General features: G+C 68.4%; 17 protein-coding genes. 9 read left to right on the forward strand and 8 right to left on the reverse strand.

The window, feature by feature from the left end:
- Positions 1 to 276 precede the first annotated feature (276 nt).
- A complete protein-coding gene (locus ABXJ56_RS09430; RefSeq protein WP_353999412.1) occupies positions 277 to 2,958 on the forward strand; it encodes a LuxR C-terminal-related transcriptional regulator in 2,682 nt (893 codons plus the stop codon).
- Positions 2,959 to 3,279: 321 nt separating this feature from the next.
- Entirely contained in the window at positions 3,280 to 7,653 is a 4,374-nt protein-coding gene (locus ABXJ56_RS09435; protein ID WP_353999413.1) for a hypothetical protein, read from the forward strand.
- 199 nt (positions 7,654 to 7,852) lie between these two features.
- Here ABXJ56_RS09435 and ABXJ56_RS09440 read toward each other — a convergent pair whose 3' ends face one another.
- Positions 7,853 to 8,539 carry a hypothetical protein gene (locus ABXJ56_RS09440; protein WP_353999414.1) on the reverse strand — a complete coding sequence of 229 codons (687 nt, stop codon included), beginning with the start codon at positions 8,537 to 8,539 and terminating at the stop codon, positions 7,853 to 7,855.
- Positions 8,540 to 8,654: 115 nt separating this feature from the next.
- Entirely contained in the window at positions 8,655 to 10,040 is a 1,386-nt protein-coding gene (locus tag ABXJ56_RS09445) for an HNH endonuclease signature motif containing protein (RefSeq protein ID WP_353999415.1), read from the reverse strand.
- Between the two features lie 245 nt (positions 10,041 to 10,285).
- Here ABXJ56_RS09445 and ABXJ56_RS09450 point away from each other — a divergent pair, with 245 nt between their 5' ends.
- Both ABXJ56_RS09450 and ABXJ56_RS09455 read left to right on the forward strand, forming a co-directional pair.
- Positions 10,286 to 10,624, forward strand: a complete 339-nt coding sequence (locus ABXJ56_RS09450; RefSeq protein WP_353999416.1) for a hypothetical protein — start codon at positions 10,286 to 10,288, stop codon at positions 10,622 to 10,624.
- Between the two features lie 214 nt (positions 10,625 to 10,838).
- Positions 10,839 to 11,609 carry an immunoglobulin domain-containing protein gene (locus ABXJ56_RS09455; RefSeq protein ID WP_353999417.1) on the forward strand — a complete coding sequence of 257 codons (771 nt, stop codon included), beginning with the start codon at positions 10,839 to 10,841 and terminating at the stop codon, positions 11,607 to 11,609.
- Positions 11,610 to 11,693: 84 nt separating this feature from the next.
- Here the strand turns inward: ABXJ56_RS09455 and ABXJ56_RS09460 are convergent, their stop codons facing one another.
- From ABXJ56_RS09460 to ABXJ56_RS09480, 5 genes are read right to left on the reverse strand one after another with little or no spacing between them, the layout of a single operon-like run.
- Entirely contained in the window at positions 11,694 to 12,425 is a 732-nt protein-coding gene (locus ABXJ56_RS09460; RefSeq protein WP_353999418.1) for a 5-oxoprolinase subunit PxpA, read from the reverse strand.
- On the reverse strand, positions 12,422 to 13,918 hold the full coding sequence (locus ABXJ56_RS09465) for an amidase (RefSeq protein ID WP_353999419.1): 1,497 nt from the start codon (positions 13,916 to 13,918) through the stop codon (positions 12,422 to 12,424). The genes ABXJ56_RS09460 and ABXJ56_RS09465 overlap by 4 nt, the downstream gene beginning before the upstream one ends.
- Before the next feature lie 52 nt (positions 13,919 to 13,970).
- The gene (locus tag ABXJ56_RS09470) at positions 13,971 to 14,948 is read right to left on the reverse strand and encodes an ABC transporter permease (RefSeq protein ID WP_353999420.1); all 978 of its coding nucleotides are present in this window, start codon (positions 14,946 to 14,948) and stop codon (positions 13,971 to 13,973) included.
- Positions 14,945 to 16,462 carry a sugar ABC transporter ATP-binding protein gene (locus ABXJ56_RS09475; protein ID WP_353999421.1) on the reverse strand — a complete coding sequence of 506 codons (1,518 nt, stop codon included), beginning with the start codon at positions 16,460 to 16,462 and terminating at the stop codon, positions 14,945 to 14,947. Before ABXJ56_RS09475 ends, ABXJ56_RS09470 begins: the two co-directional genes overlap by 4 nt.
- A gap of 2 nt (positions 16,463 to 16,464) precedes the next feature.
- On the reverse strand, positions 16,465 to 17,553 hold the full coding sequence (locus tag ABXJ56_RS09480) for a sugar ABC transporter substrate-binding protein (protein WP_353999422.1): 1,089 nt from the start codon (positions 17,551 to 17,553) through the stop codon (positions 16,465 to 16,467).
- Positions 17,554 to 17,660: 107 nt separating this feature from the next.
- Here ABXJ56_RS09480 and ABXJ56_RS09485 point away from each other — a divergent pair, with 107 nt between their 5' ends.
- Positions 17,661 to 18,440 (forward strand): FadR/GntR family transcriptional regulator, encoded by a 780-nt coding sequence (locus ABXJ56_RS09485; RefSeq protein WP_353999423.1) that lies wholly within the window; start codon positions 17,661 to 17,663, stop codon positions 18,438 to 18,440.
- 7 nt (positions 18,441 to 18,447) lie between these two features.
- Here ABXJ56_RS09485 and ABXJ56_RS09490 read toward each other — a convergent pair whose 3' ends face one another.
- Positions 18,448 to 19,032 carry a hypothetical protein gene (locus tag ABXJ56_RS09490; RefSeq protein WP_353999424.1) on the reverse strand — a complete coding sequence of 195 codons (585 nt, stop codon included), beginning with the start codon at positions 19,030 to 19,032 and terminating at the stop codon, positions 18,448 to 18,450.
- A gap of 404 nt (positions 19,033 to 19,436) precedes the next feature.
- On the opposite strand from ABXJ56_RS09490, the gene ABXJ56_RS09495 reads away from it, so the two are divergent.
- Genes ABXJ56_RS09495 through ABXJ56_RS09510 form a run of 4 tightly spaced genes read left to right on the forward strand, consistent with a single transcriptional unit; the run spans position 19,437 to position 24,308 of the window.
- On the forward strand, positions 19,437 to 21,032 hold the full coding sequence (locus ABXJ56_RS09495) for a sugar ABC transporter ATP-binding protein (protein ID WP_353999425.1): 1,596 nt from the start codon (positions 19,437 to 19,439) through the stop codon (positions 21,030 to 21,032).
- Complete coding sequence (locus ABXJ56_RS09500; protein WP_353999426.1) at positions 21,029 to 22,051, forward strand: ABC transporter permease; 1,023 nt, start codon at positions 21,029 to 21,031, stop codon at positions 22,049 to 22,051. Before ABXJ56_RS09495 ends, ABXJ56_RS09500 begins: the two co-directional genes overlap by 4 nt.
- Complete coding sequence (locus tag ABXJ56_RS09505; RefSeq protein WP_353999427.1) at positions 22,051 to 23,085, forward strand: ABC transporter permease; 1,035 nt, start codon at positions 22,051 to 22,053, stop codon at positions 23,083 to 23,085. The genes ABXJ56_RS09500 and ABXJ56_RS09505 overlap by 1 nt, the downstream gene beginning before the upstream one ends.
- Positions 23,086 to 23,132: 47 nt before the next feature.
- Positions 23,133 to 24,308 carry a sugar ABC transporter substrate-binding protein gene (locus ABXJ56_RS09510; RefSeq protein ID WP_353999428.1) on the forward strand — a complete coding sequence of 392 codons (1,176 nt, stop codon included), beginning with the start codon at positions 23,133 to 23,135 and terminating at the stop codon, positions 24,306 to 24,308.
- Positions 24,309 to 24,378 lie beyond the last annotated feature (70 nt).

Consider the following 24,378-nt stretch of genomic DNA (forward strand, 5'->3'; position numbering starts at 1 on the left):
AGACCGCCGCGGGGTTTCGCTGGAATGAAACCGGAGTTACCGTCGATTGCGCGGCCTGCCATCGTCGGCCTTGTGTGGGAAAGTCCTGATGAGAGGAATCTTTTTGGACCCTCATCCAACTACTGCGCGACACCGGCACAGTCGTCGAACCATCCAGGGATAACGACTCGCGGCACGATGGGCTGCAGTCCCACCCTCCACGCCGCGCAATAGAGTGGCACGAGGTCCGCGGCGCCCGAATCCGCGTCGAACCCACTCCCGCGGAGGATGTCTTCGTTGTCGAACCCCGTCCAGAGCTCGCGCCAGCTCGCCCCGAGCCCGCCCACCGCCACGCGCCGCTACGCCCCTCCGCGCCCGCAACCGCACACGCTCGACCGCCCTCGTCTCCACGACGCGATCGACGCGAGCGTCCGCGCGCACCGGATCACCGTGGTCCGTGCGCCGAGCGGTTTCGGCAAGACCTCCGCGGTCAGCGGCTGGGCCGCCGGGCACCCACGCCGAGTCGCTTGGCTCTCCCTCGGCACCTACGACGATGAGCCGTCTCGCCTCGGCAGCCGAGTGATTCGCGCGCTGCAATCCCTCGCGACCGCGGATTCGCGCCTCAGCGCCCTTGCTGCCGTCGACCCCGCCGAAGCCGGGGGAGGGGTCGTCTTCGATGCGCTCCACGACATCCTCGCTGGCGTCGATGCGCCGGTCTTCCTGGTGATCGACGATGCTCAGCGTGCCGGCGATGCCCTCACGGGCGGACTTCTGGGCGCTCTCATCGACGCCGGCCCCGAGCAGCTCCGGCTGGTGTTCGTCGGCACCGGTTCGATCGATGCCCGTCTCGCCCGGTGGACGCTCGGAACTCCGGATACCGTCATCACCGACGCCCAGCTCGCGTTCGACGTCACCGAGATCGCCGCGGTCCTCTCCGACACCGACGCCACCACCGCCACCGACGTGGACACCCCTACCCCACCCCTCCCCGGAGACGTCCTCGCCGGAACCGGCGGCTGGCCGATCGCCGTCCAGTTCGCCCGACTCTCCGGCCGCAGGCGCCCCGGTCTCGCGGGCGCCCCTGACACCGGTGCCCAGACGACCACCGCCCTCCTCCGCGATTATGTCCGCGACAACGTCATGCGCGACATCCCCGACGACCTTCGACGCCTCGCCCTCGACACCGCGGTGTGCGAGGAGCTCACCGTTCCGCTCGCTGAGGCGCTCACCGGACGCACGGATGCCGCTGCCCTCCTCGCGCGCGCCACCCGCGGAGGCCTTTTCCTCTCCGCGAGCGACACCGCCGACACTCCCACGCCCGCTGACACCACCGACGCCACCGAAGTCACCGCCCCCAGCCACCCCACCACCTATCGCTGGCACCCGTTGTTCGCGAAGCTCTGCCGCGCGATCTCCGACGAGGAAGACCCCGCGCGCAATGCCCGCGCCCACCGCGCCGCGGCCCGCCACCTCGAGCGCGACGACCCCTTCGGTGCGATCTATCACTGGCAGCGCGCCGACGAGTCGGAGGAGGTCGCCCGCGTCATCGTCGAGCACTGGGTGCGTATCGTCATCGAGGCCGACACCGCCGCCCTCGATCGCATCTGCGCCGCCCTTCCGACGCCCTTCGACAACGACCCCGCGATCCTCCTGATCCGCGCCTGCGCCGCGGACATCCTCGGCGCCCCGCACGCGGCCCGCACCTTCCTCGCGCAGGCGGTCGCTCGCGCCGGCGCCACCCCCGACGCCGCGTTCGCGATGACGCTTCCGCGCGCGCAGCTGTTCCTCCTCGACGACCGGGCGGCGCTCGCCGCCGCGGCCGACAGCGTGCACGCCGGACTCATCGCCGACACGCAGATCGACCGCCACGTCCACGCGGCCCTGCTGTTCCTCCTCGGCTGGGCCGGCATGCGTCACCGCCTCACCCCGGCGCGCACCATCGACCAGCTCCGCACGGCGGTCACCGAAGCGGATGCCGTCGGCGATGAGATCCTCGCCACCCGTGCGCGCAGGCTCCTGTCGTTCACCCTGGCGTGGGCGGGGGCCCTACGCGATGCGGGCCGCGTCCTCGACCGACTCGGCGCCGCCGCGGAGGATGACCGCCCCTGGCTCGCCAACGGCGGGGGAGCGACGACGGTCGCGATGGGGATCATCGCCTACTGGGCGGAGGATCACGAAACGGCGGCGCGGCACTTCATCCGCGCCGTGAGCGGCGAGCGCGCCGCGCCCTCGTTCCGGGGCGTCGCCGCCGTCATGCTCGCCCTCACCGCGGCGCGCACCCACGACGATCGCCTCGCCGCGCGCGCGTCGATCGAGCTCGACACGCTCCCGCGCGGCGAGCGTCACGGAGTCTCGTGGGGGGCCTTCCGCGATCTCGCCGACGCCGCGCTCGCCGATTCCCGGGGTCGCACCGACGACGCCGTCGCGATCGCCGAGCGCCACACCGCCTCCAACCTTCCGCTGGTGACCATGGTCTTCGCCGAGCTCATCCGTCGCGCGGGCGACGCCGAGCGGGCTCTGGAGATGCTCCGCGGACTCGGCCCCTACCGTGAGGTGACGTACGTGCGCGCCGCGACGATGCTCACCGCCGCTCTCGTCCACGCCGAGCGGGGCGCGGAACGGCTGGCGCACGAGCTGTGCGAGCAAGCCCTCGAGATCGGCGACCGCGAGGGTCTCGATCGCCTGTTCGTCGGCGCCGAGCCGGCGGTCCGTCAGCTCCTCGCCGATCACCTTCAGCGTGGGACCGCCCATGAAGAGCTCGCCGCCCGCGCCGCCCGCCCGGCCGCGACGTCCGGACCCATCTCGATGCTCTCCGACCGCGAGCGCGCTGTGCTCGACCTTCTCGGCACCCGCAAGACCGCCGGCGAGATCGCCGAGACCCTGCACGTGAGCGTCAACACCCTGAAGACCCACACCCGCTCGATCTATCGCAAGCTGGGCGTCAACTCCCGCGAAGAAGCGGTGCAGTCCGTCCGTTGAGACCCGGTCTACCCCGCCTCACCCCAAAGGCGCCTCTCCCTCATCCTCCGAATCGGTCACGCCGCAACCCCGCCCCTAGCGTCGATACCCGTTGCCTCCCCGGGTGGGCGGCGGCGCACGGTCACCGCTGCTGGGGGGCAGGTGAGACCGGCGCCGGAAAAGGGGGCTTTGGCCCACCCCGGGAGGCTACACCCCTCGCCCGCCTCACCCCGAAACAGCGCAGCACTCACCCTGGGGCTTCGGCGCGGGCTCCACCCACGGCTACGTTCGGGCCACCGCACTCTGTCTCGACCCGAATCGCCAGAAGGTCCTTCCCGACACATGTCTTTCGCTCATCGTCGCGCGCGCCGCGGCATCTTCGCTTTCGCCACCACCGCCGCCGTCGCCGTGGGCTTCGCGTTCGCCGCTGCGCCGAGCAGCGCCGCGCCGCTCCTCGCCATCGAGCCCTTCGACGCGACCACCACCGACGGTGACGGCAACGACTTCCCCGCCGAGGCCCTTCTCGGCGAGCGGGTCGCATTCGCCAACGACGAGCTCCTGCTCTCGACGACGCTGAACGCCAACAGCTACCGCCGCGTCACCAACGACACCAACACGGCACTGGCCACCCTGGCCCAGCCCGACCCGCGCGGGTCGTCACCGGAGCCGGATCGCACCGTCCTCGGTGCGCGGACCGCCGCGGGCAATTTCACGGCCCCCTTCGCCGAACGAAGCCTCCTCCTCGCCGCGACCGAAGGCCTGCTCGACGGGAACGGTCGAGAGTCGGTCGGCATCCTGCAGCTGACGTCCACGAGCGACGCCGCCGAACCCATCGGGACCTACACCACCTACGCGCCGCCCGAGGACGACCTCGAGCCGGGCAAGACCTACCTCATCCGCAGTCGCGCGTCGAGCGACGACGTGATCGCGACCAGCTCCGACCCCGTCGCGCCGCTCTACGCAGCGTCGAGCAACGGCGCCGAGAAGTCCGACCTGACGCAGCAGTGGACGGCCATCGCGCACCTGGACGTCGCCGACGACGCCGTCGTCTTCCAGCTCGTCAACCGCGCGGACGGGACGTGCCTCACCCAGCCGATCCCGTTCGGCAACCCCTGGACCGCCGTGTGCAACGACAGCGAGCACCAGCTGTGGCGCCTCATCCCCCAGGGGGACGGCGGGTCGATGATCTTCAACTGGTCGCACGGACAGGCGTTGAGGTACGACGGAACCGGGTTCGGGATCACGACCAGCGCGTTCGGGAGCGGCACCCCCTTCGAGTGGGACTTCGTCGCTGTCGAGCAGCCCGACGAGATCCCGGCATCCGTCTCGTTCGAGATTCCGGCCGCGACGGATACCGTCTTCGACCTCGCCGTCGCCGACCTCGACGGTGTCGCCGGCGCAGAGGGACTCGGCCGGGACGAAGCCGTGGTCGCCTACGTGAAGCCGAACTCCGAGCTCGCCCTCGCAGTGGTCGACTACAACGTCGGACTCAACCGACGTCTCGTGACGACGATCGACACCGGCATCACGCCAGGTCGCACCGCGGCCGGCGCGATGCTGCCCCTCGCGGTGGACACCGCCGACGTCGATCAGGACGGAACGCCTGAGATCGTCGTCGCGTACGTGGATGACGCCGGCACTCCTACCGTTTTCGTGGCCGAGTACACCGCGAGTGGTGAGGAGCAGCGCGAACTGACGCGGGTCGGAGATCCGCAGACGCTGCCGGTGAGCCTCTCGACCGACCAGCTGGCCTCCGCCGACATGTCGGTGTACGACTTCGACGGTGACGGACTGCAGGAGATCGCCTGGGTGGGTCCGGATGCCGCGGACTCCGGCTACATCGGTCTGGCCGTGAGTCGGATCACCCTCAGCGGGACCGACCTGTCGGTGTCGGATGTGACCCGGATCCGGGTCGACGACGTGGCGTACTCGGCGCAATGGGAGAACGCGAACTCGGGCGTGCGCGTGGAGAGCGGACAGTTCTTCGACACGGTGGACGGCTCCGGCAGCCGCCAGCTCGCCATCACGCACCCCGACTCCGACGGCGGGCAGGCGGTGACCGTCGCGCGACTGCTCAACGGGGAACTCGCGTTCCTCTTCCCTGACACGGTCTCCCTTCCCCCGCTCTATGAGACGTTCAGCGTCTCGATGGCGGTCGGCGGCTTCGCCGGTGGCGGCGGGGGCGACGACGCGCAGTGGGGCATCGCGCTCTCCCTCGTCGGTGGCGAAGCGAACGATGACCAGCTCCTCCTGATCCAGCCGACAGACGTCGATGAGCCGCCCTCGGTCACCACGCAGGCCGTGACGGTCGACGGGGGCGAGACGTTGGCGGTGAGCGGTTTCGACCTCACCTCCTACGACCCCGGTGGCAAGACGCTCGAGCTCGGCGATCCGGTCGTCTTCACGGTGCAGAAGCTCACTTCGATGAGCCTGATCGGAGGGCAGCCTCCCGGGCACAGCGACTGGATCGACGGAGAGTTCCTCAACATCTCGCGCAACCAGGACTTCAACCTCGAGATGGGGACCTCGGGCACGGGCGCGTTCAACAACGAGACGTCCCAGCAGTCGAATCAGGCCTACAACCTGAGCGCCGAGGCCGACGTCAAGGCCACGATCGATGCGGGCATCCCGTTCCTGGAGAAGGGCGAGATCAGCGGCGAGCTCTCCGGAAAGCTGGGGGCATCCTGGAGTTCGCTGGGGAGTGCAACCTCGCAGGCGGGCTACAGCACCGACTTCACGATCAGCTCGAAGACCGGCGACGACGACATCGTCAACGCGATCGTGCAGGACTACCAGGTCACCCGCTACCCGGTGATCTCGGTCGATTCCTGGGATCGCCCGGATGCCGCGAGCTCCGGCTGCGACGACGGCTGCTACGGCTACTGGGATGTCGTCGTTCCCGGCACGCCGCAGCAGGCGGACCTCGCCGGCAAGGGCAACGACTACTTCAGCGCCAGCTGGCAGAACGGGAACGCACTGTCGTACCCGCGGCTCGTCAACGGCCAGGTGCCGATCGATGACGTCGTCGGTCAGTTCACGTCTGTGGCTGCGGACGGCACGACGACCACCGGTGACGCCTCGCTGTTCAACGAGCAGATCGGCGTCGGGGGCACCGAGACATCGGTCGACCTCACGACGACCGTGTCGGGTTCGTCCAGCACCTCCGAAACGTCCGAGAAGGGCTGGAACCTCGATCTGAACGTCGAGGGCGGCGTCGAGGCCAAGGTCGGAATTCCCTTCGTCGAATCCGCCGACCTCGAGGGCTCTCTGTCCGCGGGCTTCAGCACGAACCAGATGTTCACCGGGTCGACGAGCGGGTCGACGGCGAACACGCACAGCACCACGTTCGCCCTGTCGGTTCCGGAAGTGGATGCCGACCTCGGCTACGAGTTCGGCGCCGCGTACTACTACGGCGCGGACGGCGCGGTCCGGGTGACCTACGGCACCGATCTCACCGCCAACGCGGAGGGCCGGGAGTTTTGGACACGCGTGTACGGGCAGAAGCCCGATCCGGCACTGAACATGCCCGGGGCGACCGTCTTGGTTCGGGGGCCCATCGGGTACCTCGGCACCGTCCAGTGGGTTCCGCTGGACAACCGTCAGGAGCTGCGGGGCTTCACCCCGCGACTGCCCGACGGCGACGACCCGACGACGTCGGGCGTGCCCTACGGCTCCAGCCCCGAGGTGGGCGACCCGGTCGTGTTCGACGTCGAGGTCTCCAACTACAGCCTCGTCCCGATCACCGATCCGTTGACCGTGTCGTTCTCGGCGGTTCCGATCGATGCGAACAACACGATCATCGGCGAGCCGGTCGACATCGGCACCACGACGGTCACCTCCGACATCCAGCCCCAGGAGAGCCTCACCGTGTCGTCGCCGCAGTGGACCGCGCAGGGTGCGGCCGGCGGCGGCGCGCAGAGCTGGCGCATCTTCGTCGTGCTCGACGAGGACGACACGATCGACGAGATCCACGGATGGGCGGGAACTCCCGACACGGTGTGCCCGGCCGATTCGGTGCAGGGCGACGTGACGCTGACCGACCCGCGAACCGGGGAGGCCGAGACCCTCGTGTGTGGCCAGAACAACCAGGGCTTCGGGCTCGTGTCCGTCGTTCCCGAGGGTGCCGCGGGCGCGAGTGACGCGCAGGTCGGTTTCGCCGGCGCCGGTGTGATCACGACCGACGCGGCGACGTTCGATCTCGACAGCGAGAGCGCGCTTCCCGAGGTCACGGTGGGCGAGACGGCGCAGATCGTGCTGAAAGCGGATGCCGAGCGTGACACCGCGTCGCACGAGATCGTCACCGTCTACGACGGTCACCCTTCCGAGGGGAACATCGTGGCCGTGAAGCGTCTCGGTGGACTCGGAGCCGAGGGGGTGGCGTCGGCGGTGGTCGACTACACGGCTCCCGAGGCCGGGACGCGGGAGTTGTATGCGGTGCTGCGCGCGTCGGACAACACCGGTGACGAGCGCGGCCTGATCGTGCGCGTCAACGCCGTCGATGACTCCGCTTCTGACGACGGCGGCGGCAGCAACGGCGGCGACGGCGGCGGATCCGGCACCCCCGGTGAGGGCTCGTCCGGTTCGGATGCGCAGAACGACCCCGATCTCGCCACTACAGGAGCGGATGCGTGGCCGTGGATGTTCCTCGCGCTTGCGGGCATCGCGCTCGTCGTCGCAGGGGCGATCGCCCGCACTCGTAGGCCTCGCGCCGACTGATTCCATCCGTCGATTGCGGACGTCGTCACCACTCTGTCTGGTGACGACGTCCGCGTCGGCCACAAGAGCCCCGTACCGCCCCCCACGCCCGGATCCCGCGCCCGCCGCCATCTCCCGGTGGTCGAGTAGCCCGCGCAGCGGGCGTACCGAGACCCGGACGACCCGCAACGTCAGTCCCGGCCAACCTCGCTCCGCGTCGTCACCCCTGACGGATGCCGTCCCCCTCCGACGCCGCCTCAGCCGCGGAAGCCCCCGTCGCCACGCCTGCCCCGTGGCCGGCGTGCCAGGTCCCTAGCCACGCGAGGTACACGGTCAGTTCGGCGAGGATCGCGAACCGCCAGGGGGCCGATACCCCCGATGCCTCGAGTCCCACCGCGCAGAGCACCCCGAGCACGACGATTCCGACGAGGAGCGCGACGCCGCCTCCCGTTCCGGTTTCGCGCTCCGGACGGTGACGGGTGAGCGCGGTCGGCAGTAGCGCGAACAGGATGATCGCCCACAGCGCCCAGACGAATCCCCACGCCCACGCTTGCGCGATCGCCACGAGTGCGGTCGTGCCAATCGCGGCGCAGATCGCGAGCGCGAACTTTCCGCCACGCGTGCACGCGCGCCAGGCGAGGACGAACAGGATTGTCGCGACGATGATTCCGAGGGCGAGCAGGGTGATGCCGGCGAGCCCGCCGAGGGTGTTCCGGAACTCGATGATGACGAGGGTGGCGGTTCCGAGTGCGGCGATGGTGGCGAGGCTGACGTTGACGAGGTTCGCGGTGTCTTCGCCGATGTATGCGCGCACCGGTCGGATCGATGTGATTACTGCCGCCAGGGTGACGACGCCGACGAGCGCCAAGAAGACGTTGAGCGACGTTGTCGCATCGCTGAGGTCCACCGCACGACTCTAGCCATACGTCTTACTCGGTCCGACGTGGGTTACCCCCGTCGAGGGCAAGGGGTCGCGGAGCGACCCCGCGGCAGCCATCTCAGGAACGCGCGGACGCCGATGATCAGAACGGCGGAATGATCGGAGGCGATTCGCGATCCGGTTCGGAACCGGGATCCGGTTCGGGGTCAGAATCGGGGATGAACATCACCCTGGGTGGTGGGTCTTCGATGTAGACCTTGCCGGACGGTGCGGTGAATCTCAGCCTGCCGCCGGGAAGTTGCTGAACGGTCCATCCCGCTGCGTGTCGGGTGACGTGATGACGGGTGCAGCAGGGCCCGAGATTGTCTCCGTCTGTCTTCCCGCCGTTGGCGTACTCCTGGTGGTGGTCGATCTCGGATCGCATCGCCGGTCGCCGGCATCCGGGGAACGCGCACCGCACGTACCGGGCCTGCAGGAACCGCTTCAACCCCGCGGTCGGGGTGTACCGGTCCGTGGTCAACACTTCGGCGGTGACGGGGTGGAGGAACACCCGGTCGAACCCGGGCGCGTTCCCCGTCAGGATTCGCACCGTGGCCGGGTCGATCGCGCACTTCCCGTTCAACTCCGCCCCACCCGACGTCGTCCCCGCCAGGGTCGTCGCCGGGATGCTGACCTGCACGCTCGCGCGGATCGCGGCGAGCCCGCCGCCGGTGGGGTCGATCGTCGGTGCAGCGGTGAGGAGCATGTCCATCACGACGTCCGCGCGGATCTGATCCAGCGTCCGTTCGTCGAACCACGGCTCTTCAACCTCTTCACCGCGCGCCCGCCGCTCGGCGTACTCCCGTCGGGCCCGCAGGTCGGCGGCTTTGATCTCCCGCGCCTCCTGAGTCGCGCGGTCATACGCTCCGTGGACGTAGGCGGAGGGTGCGATCGTTCCGAGCATCGACATCCCGTCGGGGAGGTCTTCGACGAACACCCGCTGCTTACAGGCTGCGACCTCGTGCCGCTCCTGCACCGTCCGCGGATTGAGCTTGTCCGCCACCTGCTGCGCGTACGGCCGCAACCGACCGGTCGCGGTCTTCACTGCGTAGTCGAGCACGTCCTTCTCGTACGCCGCGCGCGCGTCCGGGTCCGGGAGGTCGGCACCGAACTCCACGATCACCTTCGTGTGCGCCTGCGACACCTTCCCCGCCCGCCACGCCTCGAACGTCGGGGAATACTCCGTCACGAGTCGGTGGCATTCGAACAGCCGGTTCTGCACCGTACTGTCATTCACCCGCGTGGCCGCGCCGATCTCCGCCGCCATCGCCCGCAACGGCATCTCCCGCGCCTTGGCCGTTGTCGACCCGAGACACGCGGTCTGCTCCTGCGCGTACGCATACGCCTTCGCCATCGCGGCGGCCTCACGCGCTTGCCCCTCCGCGGTCACACGACGAGCCTCGAGAATCTCGTCGACGAACTCCGCCGTCGCCCGAGCCACCGCATCACGACCATCGCTGTCGCCCACCGGCTCCGAAGTCTCGTCCATGGCTTCTCGTCTCGGTCAGTGTTCCGTCTTCAAAGTATAGAACAGAGGTACGACAATGACTAGGCTTTGATCCCGCCTGTGGGTAGCGAATATCGAATTTAGATACGCCTCTCGCGAGCCCGGCTACTCGAATCCCCGTGCTCCTCCCGCAATCGGGTGGTCGAGTGTCCGCGCAGCGGACGTACCGAGACCGGGACGACCCGCAGCGTCGCTCCCCGGCGACCCCCGCATGATCGAATGGACCCATGCCCGCGCCCCAGAACGCCCCCCAGAACGCGATCTCCCTCACCCTCGACGGAACCCCTGACTTCCCGAGCGTGGTCCTTCAGGCGCTCTACCGCATTACGCGACGCTCCACCCCCGAGCTACGTCGCGCAATCCGCGCCGGCGAGCCGGTCTTCACCGCAACCCTGTTCGGCAACGACCACATCGAGGTCGTCCCCCGCCTGGAGAAGACCGTCGACTACCTCGACGGCCTTGGCGTCCCGTTCACCCTCCACGAGTGGGTCGACGGAACCCGCGAAGAGATCACCGTCCAGCTCATGCGCGAGATCATCGAGGCCGCCGACGGCGAAACCGCCTGACGCCCAAGCAACCCCGCTCGCCCACGCCCCTCACCCTCCCCACCCGCCTCTCTCACCCCGGCACTACCTCGCCCGAGCCTGGCGCCCGTACGGTGGCCCCACCCGACCGCCGCCGGCGAGACCGCTCACGCGTCACGCGACACCCCCCCACGGATGCCGCGCCCTGCGCACACCTGAGACTGCTCGTCGCCCATCGAGAGAGTCTCCGACCCGCATGACACGTTCCACTGCCGCTCCGCGTCGCCGCATCGCGGCCCTGTCCATCGCCGCTCTCGTCCTGGGGGGAGTCGCGCTCTCCTCGAGCCCCGCGATGGCCGCCGAAACCGCGCCCATCGAGACCCCCGTGTCACCCGCGCCGGAATCCTCCCCGGGCGAAGAAGAGGTTCCCGCCCCCGAGATCGGCGGCCTGCCCGTCATCACCGAGCAGCCGCAGAGTCAGGTCGTCTTCGAGGGGGAGGACGCGACCTTCACCGCCGCCGCGACCCACTGGGACATCGTGCAGTGGTACGAGCTGACGGCCGAGAACGCGATCTTCCAGCCGATCGAGGGGGCGACGTCCACGACGCTCACCCTTAGCGATGTGACGCGCAGTCAGACCAACACGGCCATCCTCGTCGCCTTCACCAACGGCAACGGTCAGATCCGGTCGCAGCAGGTGGGCCTGTTCGTCAATCCCGAGCCGAACCCCGACCCGGCACCCAACCCCGACCCCGAGCCGACCCCGGACCCGACACAGACGCCCCAGCCGACCGAGGCTCCCACCCCCGAGCCGACCGAAAGTGCCGACCCGGACGCCGGAACCCCCTCCGACTCCGACGACACCCCCGCAACGGATGCCGCGTCCGACGCCGATGCGCCCGCCCGCGTCCTCGCGGCGACCGGGTCCGATCCCGCGTGGTCGACCCTCGCCCTCGGGGGTGCGCTCCTCCTCGGCGGGGCGGCAACCCTGCTCGTCGTCCGCCGCCGCGCTCATCGAGCCGGCTGACTCCAGCGCACGAGACCGCGATGCGCACGACACGACGGGCGCCCCACGCGCACGCGGGGCGCCCATCGCGCGAACGCTGGTCAACTACGCGCGGGTCAGGGAATCGATTTCCCCTCGCACAGCCCGCGCGATCTCGACAGCGTTCGGCAGGTCCGAGTGAACACACACCGTATCGACGCTGACATCACGCACGCGGCCGGAGGCGGTCCGCAAGGCTCTGCCATCCACAGCCTCCCGCACCCGCTCTCGCGCCGCGCTCGCGTCGGTGGGTCGTGCTCGCCGTTCGATGATCAGAACACCGTTGTCGTCGTAGTCGAGATCGACGTAGAGCTCCGAGAAGAAGGGCACTCCGACATCGCGCGCCGCCTCCTCATGAGCGGTTCCCTGCAGGCCATACACACCGACGTCGAACTGGAGCGCGACCTCGCACACTCCGCGCATCAGCTCGACGTCCGCGAGAGTCATCCCGAAGAGGGCTCCGTGCGGCTTCACGTGGTGGAGGGGTGCGCCGGCGGCGTCGAGAAAGGCAGCGAGTGCACCCACCTGGTAGCGCACGAGATCGCGCACCTCCTCGGCATCCAACGCCATTGCTCGTCGGCCGAAGCCCACCATGTCGGGAAGACCCGGGTGCGCACCGATCGTCACGCCACGCTCGACCGACTTCTCGATGACCCGCCGCATCTCGCTCGGGTCTCCCGCGTGCATGCCGCAGGCGATGTTGACCGAGTCGACGATGGCGAGAAGGTCATCGTCATTTCCAAACGAGTGGATGCCGATGGACTCGCCGAGGTCGGCGTTGACCGTGACGGGTCTCATGCATCATTCCCATCCAAGTGGGGTGCACGGCGGGCAGCGAGTGCCCCCTCGACCGCCGACGCGACGCCGAGCAACGCACGCTCCGAGTAGGGAGCGGACATCATCTCGAGCCCGACCGGCAGTCCGTCCTCGGTGAAGCCGGCCGGCACGGTGATGGCGGGGAAGAGCAGCTGCGACGCGATGACGGTGTTGGTCGGGTAGGTGAGGCACGTCCAGCGGTCCGCGAAGATGTCGGCGTGCGTGGGTGCCGGCAGCTTCGAGTCGGGGAACACGATCGCGTCGAGGTCGTGCACCGCCATGATGCCGAGCACCTGACGCTGGAATGCCGTCTGCGCGAGGACACGCTCCAGGTACGCCGGGTCGTCGGTCGGGTCGAGCGGGCCCGCCACGATGGCTTCGAGAAGGTCGAGCTTCTCGTGGTACTGGCCCGCCGCGACGATGGCGCCCATCGACTCGACCGGGAGATCCGGGCGCGCGCCCACGAACGCGTTCATATCCTGCTGCGATCGTGTCGTGTAGAGAGACGTGAATCCGACTTGCTCGTCGAGTCGGTCGATCGCGATCTCGACGAGCTCGGCACCGGCTTCGGCGAGGCGCGTCAGAGCCGCCTCGAGGACGGATGCCGCGCGGGCGCCGTCGGGGTCTGCGACGTCGGGGAAGGCCTGACGGAGGACGCCGAGGCGCAGCCCTTCGGCAGAACGCGGGGCCGCCGCCTCGGTGAAGCTCGCGCCGCCGGCGTCGACGACGACGGCACCGGTGAACTCGTCTCGCTCGTCGAACCCGACGAGCACGTCCAGGAGTCGGGCGGAGTCCTCCACCGTGCGAGTCATCGGGCCCGCGGTGTCCTGCGGGGTGACGAGCGACGACATGCCGGCGCGGCTGATGAGTCCGGGCGTCACGCGGACGCCGACGAGGCCGCAGAACGACGCGGGCAGGCGGATCGAGCCACCGGTGTCTTCGCCGATCCCGACGAGGGCGAGATTGGCGGCCACCGCCGTCGCCGAGCCGCTGCTGGATCCGCCAGGGTCGCGTGCGAGGTCGTAGGGGTTCTTCGTGACACCGCTGCGCGAGGAGGTCGAGAACCACGAGGTCGCGAAATCGGGCAGGGTCGTTTTCCCGAGAATGATCGCTCCTGCGTCGCGGAGCTTCGTGATCGCCGTCGCATCCTGCGCCGGAACGTACTCGGCTGCGGCGACGTTGCCGAAGGACGTCGGGATGTCCGCCGTTTCGATCTGGTCCTTCACGACGATCGGCACGCCGTGCAGTGGCCCGATGAACTCTCCGGTGCGCGCGAACACGGCGTCGAGTCGGTCGGCCTGGTCGCGGGCATCCGAGGCGACGGTGATGATCGAATTCAGCGCCGGCCCGGCGGCATCGACGGCGGCGATGCGGTCGAGGTAGGCGTCGACCAGTTCACGGGCCGTGAAGGCGCCGGAGCGGAATCCTTCGTGGGCGGCAGCGATCGTCAGTTCTTCGATCTGAGGTGCGGACATGCTGTTCTCCTTTGTGTATCGAGTCTGCGGGTGGATGGTGGCGACGCCAGGTCTAAGCGGAAGGCCTGATGCGTCGCGGGAAGCGCACGTGGGCCAGTGCAGCGATGATGATGAGGCCCTTGATGATGTTCTGGTAGTACGGATCGACGTCGAGCAGGTTGAATCCGTTTTGGAGCGTGGCGAGGATTCCGACTCCGACTGCCGTTCGCCAGACCGCGCCTTTGCCCCCGGCGAGCGACGTCCCCCCGACGATGACGACGGTCAGCACGTCGAACAGGAGGTTCGCGCCCATGCTGGCCTGGGCTGAGCTCAACTGGGACGCGCTGATGGCGCCCGCGAGTCCGGCGCACGCACCAGAGACCACGTAGGCGAGGCTCACCACGCGAGTGGTGTGGATGCCGGCGAGGTGGCTGGCTTCGAGATTGCCGCCGACCGCGTAGACGTTCTGGCCGTAGGCGGTGTAGGCGAGGACGAGTCCGCCGACGACCATGACGAGGATCGCAACCATCCCCGAGTAGGGGACGCCGAGCAAGCGCCCGGATCCGAGGATGCCGAAATCGGCGAACGTGACGACAAACGGGCGGTTCGCTGTCACGACGAGAGCGACGCCGCCGAGGATGAGCGAGCTGCCGAGGGTCGCGATGAAGGGGTTGACGCGCAGCACGGTGACGATGACGCCGTTGAGGAGCCCGGCGGCGGCACCGACGGCGACCGCGACGACGAAGGCGACGAGCGGCGGCATCGTCTGTCCGAGTCCTGCGGCGACGACCCCTCCGAGCGCGAACACGGCGGCGACCGACAGGTCGAATCCGCCGGTGATGACGACGTAGGTCATACCGACGCCCATGATCGCAACGGGTGCCCACTGGCTCAGGATGTTCATCAGGTTGCCGGGGGCGAGGAAGGCGGGCTGCGCGAGCGCGACGATCGCGACGAGCACGATGAGCGCGAGGACGACGCCGTGAGAACGAAGCCAGATGAGGGCGTCGCGGCCCGTGGTCGGCGCGGTGGGGGTGGTGGCAAGGCTCATGCCGCAGCCTTCCTATCGGAGCGTGAGAACGAGTGGGTGAGGATGTCGTGCACGTCGCAGCCGCCCGGAAGCTCCGCGACGGCGCGACCCCCAGCGAGGACGACGACGCGATCCGAATAGCGCGCGACCTCTTCGAGTTCGCTGCTGGCCCAGATGACGCCGAGGCCGTCGTCGGCGAGCGATCGCAGCATCGCGAACACCTGTGCTTTGGCGCCGATGTCGATGCCTCGTGTCGGTTCGTCGAGCAACAGGCAACGGGGGGCGCGACTGATCTGGCGTGCGAGCAGAACCTTCTGCTGGTTGCCGCCGGACAGCGTCCCGACGGCAACGGAAAGTCGGTGCTCGGGGAGCGCCGCGCGCGTGGTGAACGGCTGCGCCCACCGAGCGATGCGACGGCCGGTCACGCGAACGGCGCCTGCGGCGCGGGCGAAGGCGCCGATGGCGACGTTCCAGCTCGATGCCCGGTCGAGCACGAGTCCCTGAGCCTTGCGGTCTTCGGGCGCGAGGACGATTCCGATACGCGCGGCGGCTCGGGGCGAGCGCGGCCACGCGACCGGGGCGTTGTCGATCTCCATCGAGCCGGCGTCGAGGTCGCGCGAGCCGACGAGCGCGCCGAGGAGGCGGGAGCGTCCCGAGCCGACGAGTCCCGCGAGGCCGACGATCTCGCCGGCGCGCACGGTCAGCTCCGGAAGGTCGATGCCGGGCCCTCGCATGCCGCGGATGTCGAGGACGATCGTGTGCTCCTGCTCTCGGGGCGTCCGAGGGTCGGGCGGTGAGATCGCGCCGACCATGGCGGTGACGAGAGCTCCGTGCGTCCATTCCGACGCGGGGGCCGTGGTGACCAACTGTCCCGCGCGCATAACGCTCACGGTGTCGCAGACGTCGAGGACGGCGTCGAGGTCGTGTGAGACGTAGAGCACCGTTACTCCGCGGTCGCGAAGGTCGCGGATGATCCCGTGGAGCCTTTCGATATCGGCGGGGCCGAGGGATGCCGTCGGCTCGTCCATCACGACGATGCGCCGATCGCGGGCAAGAGCGCGCATGATCTCGAGCAACTGCTGCGCGCTGGTCGACAGCGAACCGGCACGGATGCCGGGCGCGATGTCCAGGCCGAGCAGCTCGCTCATCTCGCGGAAGCGCGCTCGAGCACGGCGGTGGGCGAGGACGACGCCCTTCCTCGGGGGATCCCCGAGGAAGACGTTGTCGCAGGCGGTGAGCTCGGGGATGATCGTGAGTTCTTGATAGATCATGGCGACGCCGACCGCGCCTGCGGCGTGGACACCGGTCGGCATGGTCTTCCCGTCGACCAGGACGGCCCCCTCGTCCGGAGTGACAGCTCCGGCGATCGTCTTCATGAGAGTGGACTTTCCGGCTCCGTTCTCACCGACGATCCCGTGGACCTTGCCGGCGAAGACGTCGAGGCTCACACTGTCGAGCGCGACGACTCCCGGGTATGCCTTGCGCAGTCCTCGCATCGACAGGGCGATGCGCTCTCCGGACGAGGGGGTGCTCATGCTCAGTACTCCGGCGTGAAGGTCGCGGCGTTGTCGCTCGTGACGAAGATCGAGCCGGGCCCGTCGACGACGACGGGCGCGTCACCGAGGAAGGTGAAGCCGGGCGTCGGCTCTCCCGTGTCGATCGCGCGGGCGAGCTGAACGAATCCGTAGGCGGACTCTTCATAGGGAAGGAGCACCGACGTGCCGCTCCATGTGCCGTCGGCGACCTTCGCGACGCCGTCGGTGGTGCCGCCGACGCTGTAGATGCGTACGTCGGTGCCCGGCGTCTTGCCGCTTGCCGTGATGGCCTGCTCGACTCCGCGGGTCATGTCATCCCACGACGAGACGACGATCGAGACGTCCGGGTTTGCCGCGATCGCATCCTGGACGACCGTGAGAGCCGTCGCGGGGTCGAAGTTGCCGGGCTGATCGGAGACGACCGTGACGTTCGGGTACTCGGCAGCGGCCGCCGCGATCGCGCTCTCCCATCGGGTGAAGAGGTCGCTCCCGACGAAGCCGCCGACCGCAACCGCTTCGCACTCGCCATCGCACGAGGCGAAGGCATTCATGACGTGTTCGGTGAAGAAGGACTCGGTCTGCATGGCCACGAACCCGACGGTGCCTTCGGTGTAGTCGGGATTCCCGCAGACCGGGCTGTTGATCGTTGCGACAGGCTTGCCGGTGTCGAGCAGCACGTCGAGGTCGGCGCATCCGGACGTCGATGCGACGGGGGAGAAGAGGTAGCCGTCGAAGCCGCGTTGCACGGCATCCTGCACCTGCGAGAGCTGCGTGGCGGGGTCGAAGTTCGCGTCGAAGACCACGAGTTCGGCGTTCGCCTCATCGGCCATCTCCTGAGCGCCGTCCAGGCGCGTCTGGCAGTAGGCATTGGCTGTGGCGCACTCGGTCAGGTAGGCGATCGTGGCACCCCCGAGGTCCGGAAGGCCCGCGTCGAGATAGTCGATGGTCGTCGTCATGGCGGAGCCATCTGCGACGGCTGTGGCCGCGGCCGTGGGTGCGGTGGTATCGCTCGGCGCCGGAGGGGCGCTGCAGGCGGCAAGGGCGGTCGCAGACAACAGCAGTGCGGCCAGGGGTAGGAGGTAACGCTTCATGTCGGGCCTCTCAGGTTGATTGTCTAACATTCAACGTTCGAATTATTACTTCATGATGGCTGTCGTGTAAACCATGTGTTTCGATAGGCAGTGGACGAAGGAGACGGATGACAGGCTTCACGCCCGCGCCCCTGGGGAGACGGGACGCGTCAGGCCAGATCGCGCGTCAGCTGCGCACCGCGATCTCTGACGGCGTCTGGTCGCCGGGCGAACGCCTCCCCTCCGAGGCTGAGCTCGCGGAGGCTTTCGACGTCTCCCGAGCGACCGCACGAGAAGGTCTGAAGCTGTTGTCGGCGATGGGCCTGGTTGTTTCGGCCCGCGGGAGCAATGGCGGAACATTCGTGGCCGTGCCCGACTCGGAGGAGGTCGCCGAGCAGCTCGCCGACGCCATTCAGCTCTGGTACCGCGCCGGCAACGTGTCGGTCCGCGACGTGGATGAAGCGCGTTGGGTGCTCGAGATGCATTGCGTCGAGCTCGCGGCGCTTCGACGTGATGACGCCGATCTGGCGGCCATCAAGCAGGCGGTGGATGCGAGCACGGATCTGTCGCTTCCGATGCCGGAGTGGCTCGACCTCGACCTGGCCTTCCACACCGCGATCACGCGCGCAGCACGCAATCCCATCCTCGAGCTCGCGATGACGTCAGTACACCTCGCGCGCCCCGCGACCAATTCCGTCTTCGTCGACCAGCTCGACCGGGAGCGGGTGTCTCAGCAGCACGAGGCGATCTACCTGGCGATCGCGGCGAGCGACCCCGACGGGGCGCGCGCGGCCTTCCAGAACCATGTCGGCTATCTCGACGACACCCGCCGACAGGCGCTCAAGGAGACGAGCCCTGACAGCGTCCTGGTGTCGACTCTGCCGCCCATGCGGCCGACCCACCGCTAGAGATCCTTCACCACTCCCGGTCCCCGAACCGCGGATCGTCGCGGAGAATCATGAATCCCGCCGCGCGCCCGGCGATCTCAGCGAACTTCAAGACCGGGTCCGCCCCGTCCGCGAACGCCCGCGGCACCCGATCGCGCTTCGAGACCACCGCGAAACACCACCCGACGTGGAGCCGTCGGAGCAACGCCAGCATGGATGCCGGGTCCCGGCCCTCCCCGGCCACATACGACGCCCGTAACTCGGCAACGGTGTTCTTCAGCGGACGCACGTGTTCGAAGACGAGACCGCCCGCGAGCTTCTCGTCCGTGTCGCGGGAGAACAGAAGGCGCCGCGCGTCCTCCGACCATGGGATGCCGCTGGCGTAGCGCTCTCGCCCTGCTCGCCGGCCCCGCCCCGGCAGGCGCGGCACCTGCCAGTCGCGGACCAGATGGTCTTTGATGCGTCGATTGATCCGCGCCTCTCCGCCCGGGTAGCCGGCCTGACGGATCCACAGCGGCATGTAGTCGACGAAGTCCGCCGCGTCCCGCTCATCGGTCTCGAGACGATCGAGCTGTTCCGCCCCCGGCGCCAACCACGCCTGCCCTGAACCCATCGCCCCACCGTAGGGCAGACACCACCCCCCCCGCCCTCATCTGGCGGGCGAACGCGCCGTCGTCGACCCTCCGGCCGAGCTTCTTCCCGCTGGAGGGTGGGACCCGCTGCGGTCACGTCGCTTTGGTCTATGAGTCCAATAGTTCTTGAAGGAGAGAAAAGTCGAACGCGTGTAGATAACTTCGGCCTCCATGGCATGAATTGGCGCTATGGCGGTCGAATTAGGTGCCCGACCTGGGATTTAGTGCTCTCATTACTCCCTCATTCGCTGCTCTAGGGCCGTGCCGTAGGTCACGATCGCGTTGCCATGCTTGCTATTTACGTTGAAGTGTGGATTATTTGTACTTGAGCGTCCCACTACCCGATCGGGACGCACCCCACCGCCCACGGCAAAGGAGCTGAGGCATGGCTGACGACGCCCAAAATCGTCTCGATGACACCGCACCGGTGCTCGATGCTCGCGAGATCACGAAGCACTACGACGGCGTGACAGCCCTCGACCGGGCAACTCTCTCGGTTCAGCGCGGCGAGATACACGCGCTGCTCGGGGGTAACGGCGCAGGAAAGTCGACGATCATCGGGGTGATCTCGGGGGCGACCAAGCCCGACAGCGGGACCATCGTGCTCGACGGCGAGACGCTGGCCGTCGCCGGACCGCACGGCGCGATCCTGGCCGGCATCTCCACGATCTATCAGGAGCTGTCGCTCGTCCCCGCGCTGTCGGCCCTCGACAACATCTTCCTGGGCCGTGAGCAGAAGCGTCGCGTGCTCGGGATGCCGCTGGTGTCCGATCGTCGGCGCATGGAGGAGCGGGTCCGTGAGCTCGCGGGTGACTTCGGTATCTCGAATGCCGACCTGCGCACACCCGTGTCGCAGTTCGGAGCGCTGAAGAAGCGCTCGCTCGAGATCGTGAAGGCGCTCGCGTTCGACCCGAAAGTGCTCATCCTCGACGAGCCCACGTCGGGCCTCGAGGATGCCGAGCGGGCGTCGCTCTTCGAGTACATGCGGGCTCTCCGCGACCGCCACGTCGCTCTCATCTGGGTCACGCATCACCTCGAGGAGCTGTCAGGGCTCGCCGACCGGGCGACGATCTTCCGCGATGGCCGCAGCGTGGCCACGGTTCAGATCGCCGATACGAGCGTCGACCAGCTGCTGACGCACATGTTCGGTGACCAGCGAGAAGAGTTCGGCGCCGGAGACACCCGCCACCTGAACCGTCTCACTCCGCTCGATGATGCACCGGTCGTTCTGTCGGTGCGCGGGCTCAGCCGCGGCACGCTCGCGCGCGACATCTCGTTCGATGTCCACGAGGGAGAGGTCGTCGGGCTGGCGGGACTCGCCGGCGCGGGACGAACCGAGATCGCGCGCACCTTGATGGGACTCGACCCCCGCACAGCGGGAACGGTCGAGCTCGACGGCAAGCGGATCGCCCCGCGATCCTCGTCGTCGGCGTACCGAGCAGGGCTTGCGATGCTGCCGGAGGACCGCAAGCAGCTCGGCATCCTCGCGGACCTGTCGATCGCGTCGAACATCTCGATCTCCAAACTCTCCACGGTGAGCCGAGCGAGGTTCTGGCTGAGCGCGCGGCGCGAGAAGGTGCTGGCCGAGAAGTACGGCACGCGGTTGGGCATCAAGGCCCCCGATTACGACACCCGCATCGGCAACCTCAGTGGTGGCAACCAGCAGAAGGCTGTGGTCGCCCGTTGCCTCAACACCTCGCCGCGCCTGTTGATCTTCGACGAGCCCACCCAGGGGATCGACGTGTCGGCCAAGGTCGACGTCCACGCGCTGATCCGGCACTTCTCTGCCGACGGCGGCGCCGCGATCCTCATCGCGTCGGAATTCGAAGAACTGCTCGAGCTCAGCCATCGCGTGCTCGTACTGAAGAAGGGACGCATCGTGGGTGAGATCCGGGACATCCCCAAGACCATCGCGGCCGGCGGTTTCGCCGAGCTCAAGACACGCGTGCTCTCGCTGAGCGCGGCGGGAGCAGTCGAATGAACCCCTCCGCCACCGTCCGCCGGATGCTGAACATCCCCGGCATCCCGATGACCTTCATCCTCATCGCTGCCGTCATCGTTTTCCAGGTGCTGAACCCGATTTTCCTCAGCCCAGGAACGATCGACAACTTCCTGACCAACGCAGCCCCCATTCTTCTGCTGACCCTGGGCGTCGCGATCGTCATCGTCGGCGGGGGCATCGACCTGTCTGTCGGTACCGTGGCCGGCCTCAGCGCAGGCACGACGATGGTGACGCTCGTCGGCGGCGCACCGCTGTGGGCGGGCGTTGCCGTGGGCGCGCTGACGGGGCTGCTCTTCGGTCTCCTCAACGGATTCCTCGTCGCGGTGCTGCGCATCGATGACTTCATCGCCACCCTCGCGACGCTCAACATCGCGGCCGGACTGCTCGTCGTGCTGTCGCAGGCCGCGGTACTGCAAGGTGTGACGACACCAGGGTTCGCCGCGATCACCCGTGGGGGCGTCTTCGGCATTCCGATCTCGTTCGTCGTCGCCCTCGGCCTGTTCCTCATCGCGCACCTTGTCCTGTCGAAGACCGTCACGGGTCGCCGGCTCTACGCGATCGGCGTCTCCGCGGAGGCGTCGAACGTCGCCGGCGTGAGCGTGCCCCGGGTCCGTCTCTTCACGTTCGTGGTCAGCGGCCTCCTCGCCGGCGTCGCCGGTGTGCTGCTGGCCTCGCGCCTGGGCGCGGTGCAGGCTTTCCTCGGCATCGGGTACGAATTCACCGCGATCGCCGGCGCCGTCGTCGGTGGAATCGCGCTGGCGGGAGGTATCGGCAACGTCTGGGCCGCCCTCATCGGCGGGCTCTTCCTGCTGACCATCCAGCAGGGGCTCCGCCTGAACAACGTCGACCCGGTCTACTTCAGCATCGTCACGGCGCTCGCGATCGTGTTCGGCGTCGTCTTCGACCGGCAGGTGAGGCGGGTGCTGCTGCGCGGCGCCCTGGCGAGAACGGCGGCCGCCGTCAACGAACGTCGTGTTTCCGAGGAAGGAGTCCGCTGATGTCTGAACGCACCACCCGTCGTGACATCCACCCCCGTGCCGTCCTCGACAAGATCCTCGTCGACCCGATCCTCGGCGTAGCCGTGCTCCTGATCGTGTTCGCGATCTTCGCCGCCGTCGCGCTGCCGGTCTTCTACGCAGGCAACAACCTGTTCAACCTGCTCGGCAGCTCGATCACGGTGATGATCCTCGCCATCGGGGTGACGGTCGTGCTGATCTCCGGCGGTATCGACCTCTCCGTCGGCGCGGTGATGGCGCTTGCCGCCGGTGCCGCAGCCTCGGCGATGCGACTGGGCGCTCCCGTCTTCCTGGCCTTCATCGCAGCGATCGTCGTCGGCATCGCCGCGGGCCTGCTCAACGGCTTCCTGGTGACGAGGGTCGGTCTGCCCGACTTCATCGCCACGCTGTCGACGCTCGGCTTCGCGAGTGGCGTGCTCTACATCTGGACGCAGGGTGTGCCGATCATCGGCTACATGACCCCCGAGTTTCGTCTCGTGGGAGGGCTGCAACCGCTGCTCGGGCCGATCACCCTGCCCATGATCATCGCCGCGGTCCTGGCGCTGATCATCGGATGGCTCCTGCGCAGCACACCCCTGGGAACGCGCTTCTTCGCCGTCGGCAGCAATGCCGTCGCTGCCCGCCAGTCCGGCATCCCGGTCCGCTGGGTGAAGACGCAGGCCTACATCGTGAGCGGCACATGCGCCGCGATCGCCGGAATCATCCTCGCCGGGCGCAACAACAACGTGCCCGCCGACCTCGGCACGGGCTACGAGATCCAGGCGATCTCCGCGGCCATCATCGGCGGCGCCTCCCTGATGGGTGGTCGAGGGCGCGTGCTGGGTGCGGTGCTCGGGGCGCTGACGCTGGCGCTGGCGATCAACATCATCAACCTGGCCGGCGTGCCGTCGAGCTTCCAGAAGATCGTCATCGGCGTGATTCTCCTCGTCGCCGTCGGCGCCAACTTCATCAGCGACCAAGTTCGCGCGGGCGTCCTACGCAGGCGGACCGCACATCTCGCAAGCAGAGCGGCTTGAGAGAACCCGATCGCCGGCGGAAGCCGGCGGAAACCGAGAGGAATCACATGTCACACCACATCGAGACCGCCATCGGCGGGCGACGCGGCGCCTCGGCGCGGCTGAGCGGCGTCGTCCTGGTGAGCACGCTCGCGCTCGTGCTCGCAGGCTGCACGACCGCGACCTCCACCACCACGGCCAACGGAGGATCCGGAGGCTCCGGGGCCGACTGCGGCAGTGAGGAGACGCAGGCTGCGATCACCGCGGCAGTCGACGGTCGCACTATCAAGATCGGCTACACGCCGCCCATCCTGTCGGAGTTCTACACGCAGGTGGAGAAGGCGGCCCACAACCGGATGCAGGAGCTGCAGGACTGCTACGGCGTCAGCTGGGAATGGTCGCGCCAGGGTGCGCTCAACGACGCGCATTCGGGTGTCGAGGCCGTCGGCATCGTGGAGAACTTCATCTCCAACGGCTTCGACGCGGTCTTCGTCTGCTCGGCGGCCCCGCACTCGACCATGCAGGAGATCTACGAGCAAGGCTCTGAGGCGGGCGTCGATTTCTACCAGTTCAACTCGACGGAAGAGCTCGACAACCCGTCGCAGGCTGACGACCCGACCGGTGGCCTCTTCACCGTCTCGAACATCGGGTACGACGACAGGTGGCAGTCGGGCTACGTCGCCGGGCAGTACGTCGCCGACCTGCTGGGCGGAGAGGGCCAGATCATCCAGATCCTCGGTCCGTCGGGGTCGAACTGGACCAAGCTGCGACAGCAGGGATTCGAGGCGGCGATCGAGGAGTTCCCCGGCCTCACGATCGTCGGCTCCGCTGACGGTGGATACGTGCGGGACAAGGGTTTGACTGCCGCGCAGGATCTGCTCACCAAGTTCCCCGAGGTCGACGCGATCTACGGAGAGAACGAGGACATGGCGCTGGGCGCTTCGCAGGCGATCGATCTGGCGGGCCTGAAGCACTGGGACGGCACCGACGGGATCATCACCATCGGTGCGGACGGCCTCATTTCCGGCATGGACTCCATCCGGGAAGGGAAGCTCACCGCGACGGTCGACGTGAACTCGATCGAGATGGGCACGACCATGATCGACACGCTCTTCGAGCACGAGGTGCTGGGCATGGCCGTCTCGCAGTTCATCCGCATCCCGACCGTCGTCGTCGATGGGAGCAACGTCGACTGGGCGCAGGGGCAAATCGCCGACGCGCTGGCCGGCAACGGCAGCTACTGAACCATCGGGCGGGTGCTCTGGCTCCCCGGAGGGCACCCGCCCGGTCATCCACGGTCGACATGACCATCGC

Origin of the sequence: Microbacterium aurantiacum (assembly GCF_040532595.1) — a bacterium.
Taxonomy (GTDB): domain Bacteria; phylum Actinomycetota; class Actinomycetes; order Actinomycetales; family Microbacteriaceae; genus Microbacterium; species Microbacterium chocolatum_B.